18 protein-coding genes are annotated in these 19,151 nt (G+C 41.0%); all 18 read right to left on the reverse strand.

Going from position 1 to position 19,151, the window contains the following annotated elements; genetic code table 11:
* The coding region (locus N8M20_RS01445; RefSeq protein ID WP_261078818.1) for a YSIRK-type signal peptide-containing protein at positions 1-1,856 on the reverse strand (1,856 nt) is incomplete at its 3' end.
* A 519-nt stretch (positions 1,857-2,375) separates the two neighbouring features.
* Entirely contained in the window at positions 2,376-4,616 is a 2,241-nt protein-coding gene (locus N8M20_RS01450; protein ID WP_261078819.1) for a DNA internalization-related competence protein ComEC/Rec2, read from the reverse strand.
* Positions 4,600-5,247 carry a helix-hairpin-helix domain-containing protein gene (locus tag N8M20_RS01455; RefSeq protein ID WP_261078820.1) on the reverse strand — a complete coding sequence of 216 codons (648 nt, stop codon included), beginning with the start codon at positions 5,245-5,247 and terminating at the stop codon, positions 4,600-4,602. Before N8M20_RS01455 ends, N8M20_RS01450 begins: the two co-directional genes overlap by 17 nt.
* A 66-nt stretch (positions 5,248-5,313) precedes the next feature.
* On the reverse strand, positions 5,314-5,883 hold the full coding sequence (locus tag N8M20_RS01460) for a GNAT family N-acetyltransferase (RefSeq protein ID WP_261078821.1): 570 nt from the start codon (positions 5,881-5,883) through the stop codon (positions 5,314-5,316).
* An 85-nt stretch (positions 5,884-5,968) separates the two neighbouring features.
* Positions 5,969-6,973, reverse strand: a complete 1,005-nt coding sequence (locus N8M20_RS01465) for a PhoH family protein (RefSeq protein WP_261078822.1) — start codon at positions 6,971-6,973, stop codon at positions 5,969-5,971.
* A gap of 84 nt (positions 6,974-7,057) precedes the next feature.
* Positions 7,058-7,273, reverse strand: coding sequence for a YozE family protein (locus N8M20_RS01470; RefSeq protein WP_084851727.1), 216 nt, complete (start codon positions 7,271-7,273; stop codon positions 7,058-7,060).
* A gap of 8 nt (positions 7,274-7,281) precedes the next feature.
* Complete coding sequence (cvfB, locus tag N8M20_RS01475) at positions 7,282-8,136, reverse strand: RNA-binding virulence regulatory protein CvfB (protein WP_261078823.1); 855 nt, start codon at positions 8,134-8,136, stop codon at positions 7,282-7,284.
* Between the two features lie 62 nt (positions 8,137-8,198).
* Positions 8,199-8,756, reverse strand: a complete 558-nt coding sequence (frr, locus tag N8M20_RS01480; RefSeq protein WP_001262225.1) for a ribosome recycling factor — start codon at positions 8,754-8,756, stop codon at positions 8,199-8,201.
* A 20-nt stretch (positions 8,757-8,776) separates the two neighbouring features.
* Positions 8,777-9,502 carry a UMP kinase gene (pyrH, locus tag N8M20_RS01485; RefSeq protein ID WP_000002995.1) on the reverse strand — a complete coding sequence of 242 codons (726 nt, stop codon included), beginning with the start codon at positions 9,500-9,502 and terminating at the stop codon, positions 8,777-8,779.
* Positions 9,503-9,585: 83 nt separating this feature from the next.
* Positions 9,586-10,920, reverse strand: a complete 1,335-nt coding sequence (trmFO, locus tag N8M20_RS01490; RefSeq protein WP_261078824.1) for a methylenetetrahydrofolate--tRNA-(uracil(54)-C(5))-methyltransferase (FADH(2)-oxidizing) TrmFO — start codon at positions 10,918-10,920, stop codon at positions 9,586-9,588.
* A 186-nt stretch (positions 10,921-11,106) separates the two neighbouring features.
* Positions 11,107-11,985, reverse strand: a complete 879-nt coding sequence (gene rsmI, locus N8M20_RS01495; RefSeq protein ID WP_261078825.1) for a 16S rRNA (cytidine(1402)-2'-O)-methyltransferase — start codon at positions 11,983-11,985, stop codon at positions 11,107-11,109.
* A 2-nt stretch (positions 11,986-11,987) separates the two neighbouring features.
* Positions 11,988-12,305: a DNA replication initiation control protein YabA gene (gene yabA, locus N8M20_RS01500; RefSeq protein ID WP_061813900.1), complete on the reverse strand. Its 318-nt coding sequence runs from the start codon at positions 12,303-12,305 to the stop codon at positions 11,988-11,990.
* Positions 12,306-12,344: 39 nt separating this feature from the next.
* Entirely contained in the window at positions 12,345-13,235 is an 891-nt protein-coding gene (locus tag N8M20_RS01505) for a DNA polymerase III subunit delta' (RefSeq protein WP_261078826.1), read from the reverse strand.
* Positions 13,232-13,870, reverse strand: a complete 639-nt coding sequence (gene tmk, locus N8M20_RS01510) for a dTMP kinase (RefSeq protein ID WP_261078827.1) — start codon at positions 13,868-13,870, stop codon at positions 13,232-13,234. The genes N8M20_RS01505 and tmk overlap by 4 nt, the downstream gene beginning before the upstream one ends.
* Positions 13,871-13,983: 113 nt before the next feature.
* Positions 13,984-14,781, reverse strand: a complete 798-nt coding sequence (gene proC, locus N8M20_RS01515) for a pyrroline-5-carboxylate reductase (RefSeq protein ID WP_261078828.1) — start codon at positions 14,779-14,781, stop codon at positions 13,984-13,986.
* Positions 14,782-14,784: 3 nt separating this feature from the next.
* The gene (locus tag N8M20_RS01520) at positions 14,785-16,047 is read right to left on the reverse strand and encodes a glutamate-5-semialdehyde dehydrogenase (protein ID WP_261078829.1); all 1,263 of its coding nucleotides are present in this window, start codon (positions 16,045-16,047) and stop codon (positions 14,785-14,787) included.
* Between the two features lie 9 nt (positions 16,048-16,056).
* Positions 16,057-17,166 (reverse strand): glutamate 5-kinase, encoded by a 1,110-nt coding sequence (proB, locus tag N8M20_RS01525; protein ID WP_261078830.1) that lies wholly within the window; start codon positions 17,164-17,166, stop codon positions 16,057-16,059.
* 100 nt (positions 17,167-17,266) lie between these two features.
* Positions 17,267-19,150 carry a phosphorylcholine esterase CbpE gene (gene cbpE, locus N8M20_RS01530; protein WP_261078831.1) on the reverse strand — a complete coding sequence of 628 codons (1,884 nt, stop codon included), beginning with the start codon at positions 19,148-19,150 and terminating at the stop codon, positions 17,267-17,269.
* Between the last annotated feature and the right edge of the window lies 1 nt (position 19,151).

Here is a 19,151-nt window from a genome sequence, read left to right on the forward strand (position 1 = left end):
GCACTAATCACTGTATTGGCATCTGCGGCGTTATGAGCGACTGTCACGACACCTGTGTTGGCATCGATGCTTACGCCGTCCTTAGGAGTTGCTAGACTCCATGTTGAATCTGTCTTCGTTGCGACTACCTTGTCATTACCGACACTGACTTCAAGACGATCCGCATTGTTACTTGGGGTAACTGTTACTTGTGCCTTATCTGAATCAACTGCTACAGCTGGCGCATCTGGCGTAACTTCTTTTAACTGTTCCTTAGCATTTAATAAATCCAAAGATAATCTTTTATATTCTGCTGTTGTTTTTAAATCACTAGATTTCAATAAAGCATCGATCTCATTTAATTTATTTTCATAATTGCTAGCACTATCACCTGTCTTTTGGCTTTTATCTGTAGACTCTGTTTCTTTTAATTTATTATATATTCTCTGCAAGAGATTCTTAGCTAGGTTACTCGTATCCTGACTAATACTAAATTCTAATCCAGAAATAGGAAGTGCATAATGATTATGAGGCGATTGATATCCCATTCCTAAATGTTGATTATCAGCAGAACTAATACGAACAGTATAATCTGTTACTCCTTTTGGTAGAACAATATTTTTACTTGTAAATTTCCCTGGTGTACCGTTTGGCTTGTTCGTCTCCTCTGCCATTTTTGCTTCAACTTGCTTTTTATCTAGTGTCTTATTATTATATGCACTTCTTATATACTCTGTCTTATTTCCGTCTCTCGCCGGTGTTATAATTGCTTCACTATCATCTCTAGTATCCGTTGGAGCAAAAGTGTTAGTATAAATTGTTTTCTTCACCCCATTTTCATCAATCATAACTTCTACTTTATATTTTGCTTTTCCTCCATTGATATCACCAGAATACCCTGTCTTAAAGGAAATTTTTACTGTAGAACCAGTTTCAGAGGAGTAGGCTTTAAATGTCTTTTCAATACCATTAAATCCCTTAACACCTCTTGCAATACCATTTCCTTCTTTGTCTTCTTTATACGGTTGACCATCAAATGTTTTTTCCTCTCGGTCCGCTAAAGTTCTAACTTTTGATAGAAATAGCATATAGTCACCAGTTCGATCAAATGCTTGTTCTCTAACATATGTGTCATAATAGTATTCGTAATTTCCTTTGATTGTACGAACAGTATTTACTGTTTCTAATGGAAAAACTCCACCTTCTGTTTTTCTTGCAATTGCAAATTTTCCTGTTTCTCCATTATCTGTTACAGCTTTCCAGCCACCAAATTCATTAATTTCATTAACCGCTCCTTTTTCTACTTGTTTAGAGTTACCAACAGTGTCCATATCTCTAATTTTGTCATTATTTTCAACTGAATTTTCCAATTCGTTTAGTTTTGCTTTCAATTCATCCAGACTAGCTCCCTCTGCTGGCTCTTCAAATACTTTATTTGCAGAAGGATCATCATTAGTGGTAGAACTATCCATCCCACTATCTGGATTTGATCTACGAACTCGTTTCAAAACCGCAGGTTTCTCTTGATTTGTCTCAGTATTCAATGTTGTTGGAGTATCAGTAGGAATTACTGATTCCCTATTTTCTTTTTCAGATTTAGCAAGAGGTTGCTTGTTTTCTTCTACGGAATTTTTTTTATCAGCCTCCTTATTTCCTTCTTTTATTTTAGAGTCAGTCGATATACTTTCATCTCTATTTGCGCTTGTAACTCCCAAAATAGCTTCGTTCGTAGAATTTTGTTGCTCTGATGCCTCTACAGCACCATTTCCTAGAAACATCAAAAGAGCCGCTACAGCTACTGAAGCAGCACCAAAACTTACTTTACGAATAGAAAAACGTAATTGTTTTTCACGATTGTGATTATCTTTATAAAACATCTGATTTCCTCCATTTTAAATATCTTATTATATTTTATAATACTCTTTTCATCTAATAAATCAATAGATTATTTTCAAAATTTTATATCACCAAACGAACTATATCCGTATATATATATATATATATACGGATATTTACTGCTTTTGTTTTATAATTATTACATTTAATGCAAATAAATATCTATTGTCTGAAAAATTACGTTTTTATAACATTTTCAAATTCCAAAAAACTATAATATTCAACTTGTTAATTTTTATATTTTATCCCTTGATTTCTATTGAGTCTGTTTTGTTATATAAAAGTATCATCTACAATGATAACCATCAAATTCACATTAAAAAATTTTTTCAAGGCTAGACAAAAATTCTTTAAAATCAGTAAAAACGCATAGTATCAGTTATCTAAAAACTTGATATTATGCGTTTTATTATTAAAAGATTTTCATTCTTATTTTTGATTACATGAAGTAATAATTAAGTGGGAATAGAAATCTAACACCTTTTCAACATTTGTTCTTCCTATCGAACGCTTTCGATTTTCCAACTATTCCACCCCTTAAAGCGTATAGAACCTTGCTGATCAGTTCGGTAAACTTTGCTATTGATACCCTCCAGTCGTGTCAAGGTTTCCTGATGGGGGAGTTTCGTTCGATTGTTCTTTCCAACTGAGATGAGAGTCATCTCTGGTTTGAGCTGTTCTAAAAAGGCTGAACTTGATGATTTTTTAGAGCCATGTTGGCCAACTTTCAAAACATCCACTTCTAGGTCAGGATACTGCTTCAGCAAGTCCCTCTCTCCTTTCTCCTCCAAATTTCCCGTGAAGAGAAAGTGCTTATCCAAGAGTTTCCCATACAGAACCAGGGAATCTTCATGACCTCCGTCTCCAATTTTCCTTGGAGATAGGACTTCTAACTGACTTCCGAAAATTGACAAATTCTCTCCTGCTGTTATACTTCTAACTTTTGTTTGGGTCGCTTGTAGTTCTGTCACAAATTCCTTCTGTTTCAAACCGCCTTTTGATACTAAAATCTCCCCTACATGGAAAGCCTTGGTCACCTCCAACAAATCTCCAACATGTTCCTTGTCCATATTTGTCAAAATCAGCTGGTCAATCTTGGCTACTCCGCGACTTTTAAGATAGGGTATCAAGCTTCGCTGAGCATTGCTGGTCGTCGCCTTTTCTTGCCATTTTTCTATTTTCTTATCAGATTCTGCCTTGCCACCTACGTCTAGGAGAATGGTTTTCCCAGTTACATCCCGTAGGAAAATACTTTCGCCTTGCCCCACATCCAGCATGGTGATTTCATTTTCTAGTGGATACTTGGTCAGGAGAAAGAGCCCTGTAATCAATAAACTCAATACTATTAGCCTTTTAATGTTTTTCCTCAAATCATAGACTAAAGCCAAAGAAATTAATAGTAGTATCAACAGCCATGCATTGGGTTGTCCAAAGACCAGAGGTCTACTTGCCACCTGTGATACCAATCGAATCATCCCCTCCAACCATTCAAAAATAAAATTCAGCTGAATGACTGGATAGAGAAAGGAAAGGACAAATAAGACAGACAAGAGCGGTAAGAAGACCAAGTCAAAAAGAAAGGAAAAGACAAAAGTCAAAAGGATGGACCAAGGCTGAAATTCCGCAAAATAGAAGGATAGAATGGGCAATATGCCCAAGGAAATGACTAGACTTTCTCTGGCAATAGCCTTAAGCCCCTCCCCTTCTTTGCTGGTCATGGTCAAGATAAAAGCATAAGCGCAGGACAAGACTCCTCCTGCTGTCAAGAAAAAGTTTGGCATGATGATAAAGAATACAAGCACCGTCAAGGCAAAATTATCCAAGCCCTTAACACCATGTTGAGCCAGTAACTTTTGCAGGAGACTGCGAATGACCGAAGCTGAAAATCCTGTCAGCCCAGCATAGATAAGAGAAAAGGGATAAGTCAGCCATTTCAACTTTTCTTGAGTCAAGCCCAATCGTAAGAGAAGTTTCTTAAAGCCATCCATGAAAAAACCTACCTGCATGCCAGACAAAGCAAAAAGGTGGATAATTCCTAAACTAGAATAAAGCTCATTCATCTCCTCAAAATCTGTGTCCAGATGTCCTAGTAAGAGCCCAGTCATGTAGTTACGCATTGGATCTGGAAAGTGTGTCTTAATCCAAACTACAGCCTTTCGACGTAAGCTGGATAGATTTTCACCTATATCCCAACTGCCAACCTTTTGAAGTGACTGGATTTTTTTGATATTGAGAGTTTGATAAATTCCCTGAGTCTTCAGATAGGCTTGGTAGTCAAATCCACCAAAATTTCTCTGCCCTTCTGGCTCCGAAATCTTCCCTTCTAGTTCTATATTATAAAGGTCTGTCAAGGTTTGAAAGACTTCTTTTTCCTCCTCGGACTGGAGTTTATAATAAACTTGAAAAATGCGTCCATCAGACTTACCACGAAAGGATAGACTATCACCATTAACCTTAATAGTGTCAGGCAAAATCCGTACCCTTTCAACAGAGCCCGCTAGGTTTTGACTAGCTTGACTCTGTTGCCAAGTTTGAAACAGAAACCAGAAACTAAAGATTCCACAAATCACTAGAACTTTGCCTGCTAATTTCCAAGAAAATTGGATAAAGAGACAGACTAGCAGAAAAACAAAGCCCAACAAAGCAAGATAGGATGCTGAGAAAATAGCGTAATAAAGCCAAAGTAACAGAAAACTCAGGTAAACTAGGGGAATGGGGAAATTCTTAATCCACTGTAACATAGTCTTTTAGCTTTTCTATCGTTTTAGAACCAATGCCAGAGACCTTCTTAAGTTCATCAACCGATTTGAATTTCCCATTTGTTTCACGATGGTCGATAATGTCCTGAGCTCGTTTGCCACCTAGTCCTTTGACCTGTTTAATCTCTTCCAGACTGGCCTTGTTGAGATTGACCTTCTTTTCTTTGCTTGTTGAAGAAGCCACTCCAGAACCAGTCTGTTGACTAGCTGCCTCTTCTCCCTTAGTGGGAACGTAAACCAGAGCCTCGTCACTAACTTTCTGAGCTAGATTGAGCGACTTGCTATCTGCTTGTTCTGTCAAGCCACCAGCCTTCTGAACAGCGTCATTGACTCGACTACCTACAGGCAAATCATAAATCCCTGGTGATTTTACAGCACCTTTCACATCTACTGTAATTAGATCTTGTTCAAGGCGTTCTTCCTTTTCTTCCTTCACTTCCTTTTCGGTCGATGAACCCTTGGAAACAGCTACAACTTCTGCCTGTAAATTCGTTTCTTTGACAGGTGTGTGTGGAGCTGGCTTTAGCAGGAAAAATCCGCCTACAAGCAAGCCCAGACCAGTACAGATGACAATAATTTTATACTCTTTGATTTTCTCGATAATTACTTCCATATTTTCTCCTCTCTTAAATTATTCGTAAGAGGAAGAAAAAACAGTTGAAAATTTCTTCTCAACTGCTTATTTATTTGCAAAATAGTCTTCCTTAGTCAAGACATAATGAACTCTTGTCACGATTCGACCTTCTTCATGCTGGTCCATACAAGCATAAGCTTCTTCGTGGGAAAAACGCATTCCTGATTTCTCCATGACCTTTCCAGATGCAGGATTGTCCTTATCGTGAAGGGCGGTCAACTTGTTCATTCCAATCTTCTCAAAAGCTAGCTCAATCACAGCACGATTGGCTTCTGTCGTCAATCCTTGATTCCAATATTTTTTATTGATAATGTAACCAATAGCTGCCTTCTTAAGAACAGGATCAATCTTGTGCAAATCAATTGTTCCGATAAATTTGCCATTGCTTTTTAGTTCTATTCCCCAACGTCCCAAGGAATTAGCCAAGTAGAACTGAGCAATATTATTTTTGGTTTCTTCCAAGCTTTGATTGGTTGGAAAAGTGTAGCGCGTATTTTCTATGTCCGAGGCATAGTCAAACATTTCTTCCGCATCATCCAAAGTTACAGGTCTAAGCAATAAACGCTCAGTCTCCACTATGGGATACTGAGATAGTTTTAAAAAGATTGATTCCATAGGTTTCCACCACTTGAAAAGTTTCTAACTAATATAAGGATATTGAATGAAACATTGCATTGAGATAACTTAAAATACAAAAGAACTATCCTTCAGATAGAGGTTGAGGATCTAATTCTTCACTCTCTGCTTTTTTAACTGGTACTGGTTCATAGGCTCGGATAATCTGAGCGACAACTGGATGACGAACCACATCCTTGGCTGAAAAATGAACAAAGTCAATCTGGTGAATGTTCTTGAGTTTCTCTTGGGCATCAATCAAACCTGACTTGACATTGCGTGGCAAGTCAATCTGACTGATATCTCCATTGATAATCATCTTAGAATTAAAACCTAAACGCGTCAAGAACATCTTCATCTGCATGATGGTCGTATTTTGCGCCTCATCGAGAATGACAAAGGCATCATCCAAGGTTCGTCCACGCATATAGGCAAGGGGCGCAATTTCAATAATTTCACGCTCCATGAGACGAGTCGTTTGGTCTTTCCCCAGAATCTGATACAAGGCATCATAAACAGGTCTAAGGTAAGGATCTACCTTCTCCTTAAGATCACCCGGAAGAAAACCTAGACTCTCTCCAGCTTCCACTGCCGGGCGTGTTAGGATAATCCGCTTAACCTGCCCACGTTTAAGGGCTGTCACTGCCAAGGTCACTGCAAGAAAGGTCTTCCCTGTCCCTGCTGGTCCGATTCCAAAGGTCACATCATGCTGTTTAACACTATCCACATAAAGTTTTTGACCCAGTGTTTTGACACGGATAGGCTTCCCTGTATTGTCCTTGATAATTTCTTCTTCGTAAAGGGCGACAAACTTATCAATTTCATCGTTTTTGACCATGCTAATTGCAGTCACCACATCTGGCGTACCAACGGTCATCCCACGGTTCACCAAGACCATCAAAGCCTGAATAACCTGACGGGCTTCCTCACAGGCAGTCTCTTCTCCCAAAACCTGGACAATCTCCGTACGGGCATGAATCACCACATCCAGCTCTTCTTCCATCAAACGAAGATGGCGTTCATTGGAACCAAAAAGATGAAACAAGTCATCTGGATGACTCAGTTGAATGTCTATTGAATGTTCCTTCAAATAAAGAACCTCTCTAATCCTTTTATTTCTTTTTATTATAGCAAAGGGGTGGAGAAATTACTAGCCCAAACCCAATGAATCATGCTAGTGTTCTAAGTATTCTTGCCAGATAGCGTCAAAGTCTCCTAGGTTAAAAGAGAAACTGGCATGTTCTTCCAGAAAGCGACTCACCTCATCAAAATCATCTGTGTGTTTTGGAAAGGTTGACTCTTCAAAAGCTAGGTCTGCCAAGATAGCTTTGGGACTGTTACTTTTAGGATTGCGCTCGGTCATGAGCCAAGTGTAAAATGATTTTCTCATAAGTCTCCCTAAATCAATTCTGTACCAAACTGGTCTTGCTTGATTTTACCAGCCTTCATCAAACCACCAAGTGCTTTCTTGAACTGACCTTTAGAAATGCCAAAGGTTGCCTTGATGTCGTCTGGAGATGACTTGTCATTCAAGGTCATGAAACCGCCATTACTTTCCAAATAAGTCAAAATCATCTGAGCATCATTTTCCAACATCTCAAAAGAACGTGGTTTAAGGGAAAGGTTCAAGGTACGGTCCACTTCACGGAACCCAATAACGCGCGCATCTAATACTTGCCCCAAACGTGGCTCTGCGTAACGCTCGCTAGGATGGATAAAACCAAGCATGTTATTTTCTGGCAGGTAAACAAAAGTTCCTGACAGCTTGAGGCGGTAAACAATGGCTGGCCAGTTTTGGTTCTGCATGTTGTTGTAGGCAGGACGAGCCAGACGTTGGAAGTCTTCTTGATAAGCCAAGAGGCCCCAGATACGGTCTTTCTTGTCCACTTCTAGACGGATGTAGAGTTTATCCCCCTTCTTTGGCCAGAGTTCCTTAAGCTCAGGGAGGATATCAAGTGACACAACGATTTCCTTGTCAGGAAGACCTGTATCCACAAAGACACCCAAGTCCTTACGAACTTCTGTGACACGGCCCCAACCAAATTGGTCCTGAGTTGCAGTCACTTCTAGAGTGGTCAAGCGGAGCTTTTGCTTCATATCTGTATAGGCGAAACCTTTAACCGTATCCCCTACTGTATGCTGACCTTCTTCCTTAGCAAGAGCATAGGTTTGACCATCCTTTTGCACAAAGTAAAAACGGTCGTTTTCATCGATAATCAGTCCAACGATAAAACTTGCAAGATTTGTATTCATATTTCCTTCTTTCGAATAAAACTCAGCCAGCAATGCCAACTGAGTTTTTCTGTTTTTTATTTTTAGACTTCCAAAAGTTCTTTCTCTTTGTTGGCAGTCATGTCGTCGATGTGTTTAACAGCATCGTCTGTTACTTTTTGAATGTCTTTTTCAAGAGTCTTCAATTCGTCTTCAGTGATTTCTTTTGCTTTTTCTTGTTTCTTAGCTTCGTCCATAGCATCGCGACGGATATTGCGGACAGCCACTTTAGCATTTTCGCCGACCTTCTTCACTTCTTTAGCAAGGTCACGACGAGTTTCTTCTGTAAGAGCTGGGATAACCAAGCGAATCACAGAACCGTCATTAGCTGGTGTGATACCAAGATCAGAAGCGTTCAAGGCACGTTCGATGTCTTTCAATGAAGACTTGTCAAATGGTGTTACCAACAAAACACGCGCTTCTGGAATGGTAATTGAAGCGATTTGGTTAAGAGGAGTTTCGACTCCGTAGTATTCTACATGTACACGGTCAAGCAAGCTTGCATTGGCACGGCCAGCACGGATACCACCAAATTCACGAGCAAGTGATTGGTGAGACTGGGTCATTCTCTCTTTAGCTTTTTCAATAATTGCGTTAGCCATAATCTTTCTTATTCCTTTTCTTAGATATTATTTGAAACTGTTGTTCCGATATTTTCACCAAATACGACACGTTTGATGTTGCCTGGTTGGTTCATGTTGAAGACAACCAAGTCAATGTCGTTATCCATTGAGAGAGTTGAAGCTGTTGAGTCCATGATACGGAGACCTTTATTGATAACATCACGGTGGGTCAATTCTTCAAATTTAACGGCTGTCTTGTCCTTCTTAGGATCGGCATTGTAAACACCATCGACCCCATTTTTAGCCATAAGGATGGCATCCGCTTCGATTTCAGCTGCACGAAGGGCCGCTGTTGTATCTGTTGAGAAGTAAGGTGAACCAATTCCAGCACCAAAGATAACGATACGGCCTTTTTCAAGGTGACGAAGGGCACGTCCACGTACGTAAGGCTCTGCCACTTGTTGCATGGCAATAGCTGTTTGTACACGCGTATCGACACCAACTTGTTGCAATGAATCTGCCATCACAAGAGCATTCATAACAGTCCCAAGCATTCCTGTGTAATCTGCCTGAACGCGGTCCATACCTGCTTCTGCTGCAGGTTCTCCACGCCAGAGATTTCCTCCACCAATAACAAGGGCAATTTCGATACCTAAGCTATGAACTTCTTGAATCTCTTTTGCGATTGTTTGAACTGTTTGGATATCAATCCCTACGCCACGTTCTCCGGCAAGGGCTTCACCTGATAACTTGATTAAAATACGTTTATACTTGGGATTCGCCATTTTCACTCTCCTTTTTTTATCCTACCTATTTTATCACAATTTCTAAGATTTTTATAGTATCATGAGCAATTCTTTCAAAAAAATTAGACAGTTAAAAATTCCTCTAAGTCAGAAAGAGCACGCTCTGCAATTTTTTCATAACGAACCTTCTTATCACGAATACGCTCGCCTTCCAACTCCTTGATAATTCCGAAATTGACATTCATTGGTTGGAAGTGTTTGCTGTCCGCATGGGTGATATAATGAGCCAAACTACCAATCGCTGTTGTCTCTGGGAAAATAGACTCGCTTTCTCCCTTAAAAAGACGAGCCGCGTTAATTCCCGCAACCAAGCCTGAAGCCGCTGACTCTACATAGCCTTCCACACCCGTCATTTGACCAGCAAAGAAGAGGTTTGGCTGTTTCTTGGAACGATAGGTTTGCTCAAGAAGATTTGGTGAATCCATATAAGAATTGCGGTGCATGACACCATAACGAACAAACTCAGCATTTTCAAGACCTGGAATCATTTGGAAAACACGCTTTTGTTCTCCCCATTTGAGGTGGGTCTGGAAACCAACAATATTGTATAGGCTACCAGCTGCATTGTCCTGACGAAGCTGAACCACCGCATAAGGTGTTTTAAATTCTCCATCACGAGGTCCTGTGTAGTCGTCTGGATACTCCAAACCGACTGGTTTCATAGGACCATAAAGCATAGTTTTAATGCCACGTTTGGCCATAACTTCGATAGGCATACAGCCTTCAAAGTACTTTTCTTTTTCAAAGGAATTGAGCGGTGCTTCTTCTGCATTGACCAAGGCTTCATGGAAATCCATAAACTCCTGCTTGGTCATGGGAGCGTTGAGATAAGCGGCTTCTCCCTTATCATAACGAGACTTGAGATAAACCTTGCTCATATCGATAGTGTTGACATCGATAATAGGGGCTGCCGCATCGTAGAAATAGAAACCATCGCCGTCATTAAGAGCATGAATCTTTTCAGCCAGGGCATCGCTGGTCAAGGGACCAGTAGCGACAACTGTGATAACATCTGTCGGTAATTCTGTAATTTCATCACGAACCACTTCAATCAAGGGATGGTTGGTAACTTTTTCGGTCACCATTTGGGAGAAACCATCACGGTCCACCGCAAGAGCACCACCTGCAGGAACACGGGTTGCTTCAGCAGATTCTAAGATAACTGAACCCAAGCGACGCATTTCTTCCTTGAGGAGACCCACTGCATTTGTCAAAGCATCCCCACGAAGAGAATTGGAACAAACCAACTCTGCAAAATTGTCTGTTTTGTGCTGGGGTGTTGACTTGACACCACGCATTTCATAAAGTTTAACTGGAATACCACGCTCTGCGATTTGGTAGGCTGCTTCAGAACCTGCCAAACCAGCACCGATAACATTGATATAAGATTGAGACACGACACTAATACCTCTTTGGGAGTGTGAAGACAAGTTTCACATTGAAAAAGCCAATCGGACTTAAGAGTTTTCGAATTTCTTGGCTCAGGCTGAAAAAGTCCCCCAGACTTTTTCACTCCCACAAATCTTTCTAATTTTTTCTTCTACTAGTATAACAAAAAAAGGGAAGAAGGCAAACTTCCCTGTTTAGTCATTTTCTTGCTTTTCTTCCCAGTCGTGGTAGGCAGCATAGAGCTGACTTTTATTCCACTGGTAAAACTTAGCTACTTCCTTGATAGCTTGATTTTTCTTCATGCCTTGCTGGATACGAGCTTGGATTTCTAAGAACAAGTCCTCCTCGTCTTTTTCCTCCACATCCTGACTGGCACCTTCAACGATGAGAAGGCATTCTCCCTTGAGTGGCGTTTCAGAGATGCCTTCCAGCAATTCAGAGATTGTACCTCTTTGGTATTCTTCATAGATTTTAGTCAATTCCCTGACCAAGACGACCGAGCGGTCACCGTAGACTTCTAGCATATTTTCTAACGTATCTGCCACACGATGGGGAGATTCATAGAAAATCTGAGTTTCAGGATAATCTTTTTTCGAGTCGAAAAATTGCTTTTGCTGGCCTGATTTTCTCGGTAAAAAGCCGTAAAAGATATGTGGCTGTGGCGCTAAACCACTGGCAATCAAAGCAGAAATTCCTGCAGAGGCACCTGGAACAGTCACAACCGCAATTTCTTCCTCAATAGCTACCTTGACCAAATCATGACCAGGGTCTGAGATACTAGGCAGACCCGCGTCGGATACCTGAGCAATACTTTGCCCTGCTTTCAGGAAACCAATCAAATCAGGAATTTTTTCCTTGGCATTGTGCTCATGAAAACTAATCTGCTTGGTTGAAATGTCAAAATGCTTTAGCAAAAGTCCTGTATTGCGCGTGTCTTCAGCAGCAATCCAAGCCACTTCTTTCAAGGTCTGGATAGCACGAAAGGTCATATCATCTAGATTGCCAATCGGCGTTGCCACTAGATACAACTTGCCATAGGGAGACTGCCCCTTAAAACTTTTTTGAATCTGCATGCCTACTCCCTGTATAACAACTCGTCACAGAACATACATTCCTCATCCTGCTCTCGACGTTGTCCATAAAAATCATTACATACGTGAAATCCATCACGGTAAATGCGACGGACACTTTCGCGAACATGCTTGGCCTTGACGGGAGCGTCTGCTTCCACCTCACCCAAGCGTTCTCGCAACTTACTATTTTCCAAGCGAAGAGCTGTATTTTCCTCTACCAGGCCCTTGAGATTTTTCTTGATGGCTTCCACATCAGCCAAGGTCACTAGTAACTGTTGGGAAAAATCGTCCAGCGCGTCAAATAATTCTTTTTTGTCCATAAAACAGCCCTTTCCTTTCTTTATCATTCATTTTTGAGTTTATATTTCTTTCAAGACCAGATATTCCATGGCATTTTGAAAGCTGACATTAGCTTGCCACATTTTTCTAGCTTCTAGCAAATCTTGTAGAATCACTCTTACTCTTGCTTGTAGGATATCTTGTCCACAGAGAACTTCAAGAATCCGTAAAACCTGATCTTGTTTTTCCTTGTCTTCTGCCAAGCTAGCTAGTTTAGCAACTTGCAAATAACTTTCTTTTTTCTTAGCTACTAACCAAGTCAGCAGGCGTTCACTTTCATCGACCAAGGTCCAAAAGCCTGCCTGATTTGCCAACTTTTCTGCTTCAGCTCGCGATTGACTAAACTGAGCTAGGAGAGTCGCTTTTTTCTTGACCAGACCTGCTTGTTCTAATTGATGGATGAGTTTTTCTTCTTGCTTTTTAAAGTGGAAAATCTGGGTCCGACTTCGGATGGTCGGTAACATCTTTTCTTCATCGCTGGTCAGGAAGAAAATATAAACCTCACTCTGGGGTTCTTCGATGACCTTGAGCAGAGAATTGGCTGCGTTAGGATGCATTTTCTCAGCTTGCTCGATAATAAAGACCTGCTGCTGGCTTTCAATCCCTGCTTGAGAAAACTGCCCCACCAATTCTCGAATCCGCTCTGTCTTAATAACCTGATTGACTGGCTTAATCAAAGTGACATCGGGAAATTCTTCCTGTTCAATCAGCTTACAATTTCGACATTTCTCACATGGCAACACACCTACCTTATCCGTACAAAAGAGGCTCTTAGCCAAAAATTGAGCCATTTCCAAGCTTCCAAAAAAACCTGAAAAGAGATAGGCGTGATTGAGCTGGTTTTGTTCTAGAATACGGACAAATCGGTCAAACTGATCTGGCTGCCAGGCCTTTAGTTGATCTTGTTTCATTTAGCTAATCCCATTCTATCAAACAAGACAGCCTTGGTAGTTTCCACAACCTGCTCCAAAGGGAGACTCGCATCAATCTTGACAATGCGATTTCCTTCTTTGTCCAGAAGAGAAAGATAGCCTTTACGAACTTTTTTATGCAAGTCCAACCCTTCCAAGTCCAAACGATTGACCTCACGATTGCTATTAGCAGCAATGCGAGCCAGTCCTTCTTCCACCTCGATGTCAAAATAGAATGTCAAATCGGGTTTAAGGCCGTCTGTCGCAAAGTGATTGAGCCAATCAATGGCGTCGATATCCAAGCCACGACCAAATCCCTGATAGGCAACGGAACTATCGATGAAGCGGTCCATAATGACCAACTTGCCAGCTTCAAGGGCTGGAAGAACTTTTTCCACCAAGTGCTGTCTGCGACTAGCAATATAGAGAAGGAGCTCTGTCTTAGGATCCATCTGAGTATGACTTGGATCCAAAATTACTTCCCGAATCTTCTCCCCAATCAAAACTCCGCCAGGTTCACGGGTCGTCAGCACCTCTACTCCTTTTTCCTCTAAAATTGGTAGCAGAGCCTCTAAAACACTAGTCTTGCCTGCTCCCTCTGGTCCCTCAAGAGAGACTAAAAATCCTTTTGACATGTCTAACTCATTTCTTTTTTACTACTTCTATTCTATCAAAAAAATGGGGGTTTGTGATAATCTTTTTGTCTTCGCATTTCAAACACCATAAAAGAGGCAGACACATCCACCTCTTATTCACCTAGTTCTTGTGTTCGTTTGTAAGCTTGACCAACTGCATCCATGACCGTTCCTCGAAAAGCATGCGCTTCTAGGCTTGCTACACCAGCGATAGTCGAACCACCTGGGCTACAAACTTGATCTTTTAAGACCCCAGGATGTTGCTGACTTTCAAGGACCAATTGCCCAGCTCCTACCACAGTTTGTGCTGCCATTTTTAAAGCTATTTCTCGTGGCAATCCTGTCTGAACACCTGCATCTGCCAAGGCCTCAATAAAGAGATAGACAAAAGCCGGTCCACAGCCTGCAAGACCTGTCGCTGCGTCGATTAAGCCTTCTCCTAGTTCAACCAAGAGACCAGCCTTAGTTAAAAGTTGACAAAATAGCTCACCGTCCTCAGCCCTGCAATTAGGAGACAAGGCATAACTAATCACTCCTTGACCAATAGAAGCAGGGGTATTTGGCATCATACGAATAATTCTGTGCTGACTTGGAAGAAGACTAGCCAGTTTTTCCAAGGTCAATCCAGCTGCCATAGAAATCAAAAGAAGACTTTCTCGTTTTTCAAGGATAGTCTGATATTGAGAAAGCAAGTCTGAGAACTGTGCAGGCTTTACTCCTAGAAAAATCACATCTGCTTCTGCAAAAATTTCTTCATTGCTAGAAGCTTGACCGCCAAAGTCAGCAATAAAAACATCCACCTTGGCTTGGGTTCGATTGGCAAGGAGAATTTGATCACCTGTCTTGATCTGCAAGACAGCCTTGGCCAAACTAGCTCCCATATTCCCCAAACCGATAAATCCAATCTTCATCTCTTACTCCCTTATCTGTCCGTCACCAGTAACCACATACTTATAGCTGGTCAACTCTTTCAAGCCCATTGGACCACGCGCGTGCAATTTCTGAGTAGAAATCCCCATTTCACAACCAAGACCAAATTGGCCACCATCGGTGAAACGAGTTGAGGCATTGACATAGACCGCTGCAGAATCCACTTGATCTGTAAAGTAAGCTGCAGCTTCAGAATTTTCCGTCACAATGGCATCCGAATGATGGGTACTGTGGGTTTCAATATGCTCAACTGCTTCTTCTAAACTGCTCACAACCTTAACAGCTAGGACATAGTCTAAAAACTCAGTGTCAAAGTCTTGGGCCTCAGCTGCTTGACCTGAAACAAACTGACTTGCTTTCTCATCCAAGCGGAATTGAATTGGCTCCAGTCCAGCTTCCTTACGCTCTGCAACTAGAACTTGCTCCAAGCGAGGAAGGAAACTTGCTGCTTTGTCTTCATGAACAAGTAGAACCTCCATGGCATTGCAGACAGAAGGACGACTAGTTTTAGCATTGTTGATAATAGACAGTGCCTTATCCTCATCTGCATCCTTATCGACATAAACATGGACAATCCCAGTTCCTGTCTCGATGACTGGTACAATAGCATTTTCAACCACTGCATTGATCAAACCAGCTCCTCCACGAGGAATGAGAAGGTCTAGATAGCCCTTGGCCTTCATCATGGCATAGCTGCTTTCTCGGCTGGTATCTTCCACCAGTTGAATCACATCTGGGTGAATAGTAGTCGTCTCCAAGCCCTTTTTCAAGGCTGTGACAATAGCATGTGCTGTTTGATAGGCATCCTTACCACTACGAAGAACAACTGCATTTCCACTCTTGAGAGCCAGAGCAGCCGCGTCAGACGTCACATTTGGACGACTTTCATAGATAATACCAATAACCCCCATAGCCACCCGTTTCTTTGTGATAACCAAACCATTTTCAAGATGATTGGTTTCTAAAACTTCACCGATTGGATCTGGTAAAGCAACCACTTCACGAATCCCAATTGCCATTGCTTCTATACGCCCTGCATCCAAATAAAGACGATCCAGCATCACATCTGAGATTTTACCTTTGGCCGCTTCCATATCGAGGACATTGGCCGCTAAAATCTCCTCAGTAGCAGCCACTAAGTGATTAGCCATGGCTAGCAAGGCTTGGTTTTTCACCTCTTCACTAGCTGTATTGATCGATTTTTTAACAGCCTGTACCTGTTCAAATTGTTCTTGTGTACTTACCATAGTTTACCTCTAAAATTCTGTAAAGAGTAGTTGGATTTCAGGAGTAATGGAAATCCAGTCATCACGGTGAATCAGGACACCCTTGGCTTTTTGAGAACGCAACATATCCTCCAAAGCAGATGCTCCAAATTGCACGCGTCCTTTTCCAAGTGATTTTCCACTTTCCTTGTCAAATACTGTCACAATATCACCGTAAGAAAAGGCTCCTTCTGCGTCAACAATACCAGATAAAAGGAGACTCTTGCCATGTTGAGAGAGAGCTTCAGCAGCCCCTTTATCAACCCAAATAGAACCTTGGCTCTGAGCATAAAAGGCCAACCATTGTTTCTGGGTACGAAGTCCCTTCTCTTGGGCAACAAAGTAGGAACCATCCTTAGTCACCTCAGCTGCCTCAATCATGGCATCCGCCTTCAAGGATGAACAGATATAAACTGGAACTCCTGATTCTGTCGCGATAGTCGCAGCCTTGATTTTTGTTAGCATGCCTCCAGTTCCATTTGACGAGCCAGCTCCACCAGCCATATCAATAATCTCACGATTGATAGTCTCGATTTTCTCCAAGCGTTTGGCTCTTGGATCTGAATTAGGATTTCCTGTATAGAGACCGTCTACGTCTGTCAAGAGAACTAAAAGGTCTGCTTGGACCATAGCCGCCACCTGTGCACTAAGAGTGTCATTGTCCCCAACCTTGAGCTCATCAATAACGACACTGTCATTCTCGTTGATGATAGGAATCGCTCCACGGCTAAGTAGAACTGACAAAGCTTGATGGGCATTTTTATAACGACGCTTATCCACAAAGTCATCCTGGGTCAGCAAGATTTGTGCAGAAACGATTTGGCGCAAGAGAAGATTGGTCGTGTATTCTTCCAACAAAAGGCCTTGCCCTACCGCTGCTGAAGCCTGTTTATCAGCAATCTTAGTCGGACGCTTTTTAAATCCTAAGGCTCCAAAGCCTGCAGCAATGGCACCCGACGACACCAAAATCAATTCATGACCAGCCTCGTGCAACATAGCCAACTGCTGGGTAATAGCCTTTACCTTACTACGTGATAAACTTCCATCCTCATTTGTCAGAGAAGAAGTCCCCACCTTAAAGACAATCCGTTTGTATTTCATAGTCTCACTCCGATTCTTCATATTTATCCATTATAACATGAATGGCAGGAAATAGAAAAGAGTTGATAGGAAAAAGAAGGCCCTAAAACCTTCTTTTTTACTACTGTTCTGATTCCGATTTGTTTGCACTCGTTTCAGAGCTTTGTGAAGTTGAAGAAGTCAAATCTTGACTAGTTGAAGCGCTTGTAACACCTTCATTCTGTCTAATTTCTTTATTTTCAAGATCTTTTGTCACTACTTCATTGGATTTTTTTATTTCTGAATTACTTGTAACTCTAGTTGTAGCAGATTTCTCGACCGGAACATCCACTAACCAGGCACCACTTGAATCAACAGTATAGCCTTCTGGTGTCTTACCATTCACAAGTAATTGACCATTTTCTTTCAAGAAGTACCATTTATCCTTGTCTTTGATCCAACCCACAGCTCGTGAACCGTCTGTCTTGTAGAAATACCAAGCATTTGCCTTTTTAAGCCAGCCTTGCTTCATAGCTCCTGAATCTTCCAGATAGTAATGATGACCAGCAACTTCTATCTCGCCTGTCTTCATGATACCAGTAGAATCCATATAGTACCAGATTTCTTTATCTTTTACCCAACCCGTTTTCATTTCTCCCGATTGAGCAAAGTAATACCATTGCCCCTTATATTGAAGCCACCCTGTCTTCATAGAGCCATCGTTTGATAAATAATAGGACTGACCTCCAGTATTTACCCAACCAATTTCCATCTGATTTTCTTTGTTGAAATAATACCAGATTCCATCAATTTTCTTCCAATTTTTAGCAGAAGCACCAGAGTCTGTTAAATAGAACCAATGATTGTTCCATTTTTTCCATTGATTCTGTAACAAGATACCCGTTTGGTTAAAGTAATACCAGTCACCCTTAATTTCATTCCAACCGACAGCATACTCTCCTGTAGAATCAGGTGCTTGATACCACCAATTCCCATATGCACTCTTATGCCAACCAGCTTGAAAACTTGGAATCGGCTTGTAGGAAGTTGAAATGTTTACTAAACCATCTTGTCGAATATCAAAAACTGTTGCATCATAGTCTTTGCTGGCTGCGTTGATTCTCTCAATTCCTCGTTCTTTGAGCCAATTAACATACTCACTATCAACACCATTTTTCCAAGGTAAACTATCCGAGGTTTGAACAATCAAACTCGGACTCAAATGTTTAATGAAATCCTTGGTGTTTGATTTATTGGTATCACGGTGATGGTTAAACTTCATCAAATCAACTTTTCCAATGAGAGGACCATACTTGTCTTCTGCTCCATGAACATTATCTAAGTCGCCCCCAAGGTAAATTTTCTTACCATTGACTTTCACCACGCTAATCAAGGAATTGGAATTGTCATCCCAAATTTTCTTTAATTCACCTGAGGAATCAGTTTCATTTTCATAGTTATAGAGTTGAATATCCATGTCCCCAAACTGAAAATGAGCATCCCCTTGTGTGATATTTTGAATAACTGAAACACCTTTTTCAGCGGCAGTCTGTAAAACCTTATCATAGCCATACAGATTATCCCATAAACGTTCAGAATTAGTAATACGATTATCACTATATTTTTTAAGATAGACTCGGTCAACTGGATAGGTAGTCAGTAATTCATCAACATTTCCAATATGATCACTGTGAGTATGGGTCACCAAAATAAAATCAAGTTTTTGGACACCCAATTCCTTCAAACGACGAAAGACACGGTCTGTTAGAACATGCTTATAAGACGTTTCAATTCCTTCTCTCCATGGATAGCGAGAATCACTTCCATCTGGGAAATCATAATCTTCTCCTGTATCAATCATGGCAAAATGTCCATTGCTTTCAAGAATAATCGCATCACTGCCACCTTCTTGAACATTGATAAAGTGGATTTTATTTCCTGAACTTTCTTGAGCTTGAACATTTCCATACCATGACAATCCTAAAAAAGTGCTTGCAAGTGCTAAACTAATCAATTTCTTCTTCATT

Source organism: Streptococcus mitis, from assembly GCF_946190275.1.
In the GTDB taxonomy this organism is placed as follows: Bacteria; Bacillota; Bacilli; order Lactobacillales; family Streptococcaceae; genus Streptococcus; species Streptococcus mitis_DC.

Bases quoted from the DNA above. Each gene is read 5' to 3' on its own strand.
- N8M20_RS01450 (WP_261078819.1), bottom strand. From the start codon at position 4,616: ATGTTACAGTGGATTAAGAATTTCCCCATTCCCCTAGTTTACCTGAGT.
- N8M20_RS01455 (WP_261078820.1), bottom strand. From the start codon at position 5,247: ATGGAAGTAATTATCGAGAAAATCAAAGAGTATAAAATTATTGTCATC.
- N8M20_RS01460 (WP_261078821.1), bottom strand. From the start codon at position 5,883: ATGGAATCAATCTTTTTAAAACTATCTCAGTATCCCATAGTGGAGACT.
- N8M20_RS01470 (WP_084851727.1), bottom strand. From the start codon at position 7,273: ATGAGAAAATCATTTTACACTTGGCTCATGACCGAGCGCAATCCTAAA.
- cvfB (WP_261078823.1), bottom strand. From the start codon at position 8,136: ATGAATACAAATCTTGCAAGTTTTATCGTTGGACTGATTATCGATGAA.
- frr (WP_001262225.1), bottom strand. From the start codon at position 8,756: ATGGCTAACGCAATTATTGAAAAAGCTAAAGAGAGAATGACCCAGTCT.
- pyrH (WP_000002995.1), bottom strand. From the start codon at position 9,502: ATGGCGAATCCCAAGTATAAACGTATTTTAATCAAGTTATCAGGTGAA.
- rsmI (WP_261078825.1), bottom strand. From the start codon at position 11,985: ATGCAGATTCAAAAAAGTTTTAAGGGGCAGTCTCCCTATGGCAAGTTG.
- yabA (WP_061813900.1), bottom strand. From the start codon at position 12,305: ATGGACAAAAAAGAATTATTTGACGCGCTGGACGATTTTTCCCAACAG.
- N8M20_RS01505 (WP_261078826.1), bottom strand. From the start codon at position 13,235: ATGAAACAAGATCAACTAAAGGCCTGGCAGCCAGATCAGTTTGACCGA.
- tmk (WP_261078827.1), bottom strand. From the start codon at position 13,870: ATGTCAAAAGGATTTTTAGTCTCTCTTGAGGGACCAGAGGGAGCAGGC.
- proC (WP_261078828.1), bottom strand. From the start codon at position 14,781: ATGAAGATTGGATTTATCGGTTTGGGGAATATGGGAGCTAGTTTGGCC.
- N8M20_RS01520 (WP_261078829.1), bottom strand. From the start codon at position 16,047: ATGGTAAGTACACAAGAACAATTTGAACAGGTACAGGCTGTTAAAAAA.
- proB (WP_261078830.1), bottom strand. From the start codon at position 17,166: ATGAAATACAAACGGATTGTCTTTAAGGTGGGGACTTCTTCTCTGACA.
- cbpE (WP_261078831.1), bottom strand. From the start codon at position 19,150: ATGAAGAAGAAATTGATTAGTTTAGCACTTGCAAGCACTTTTTTAGGA.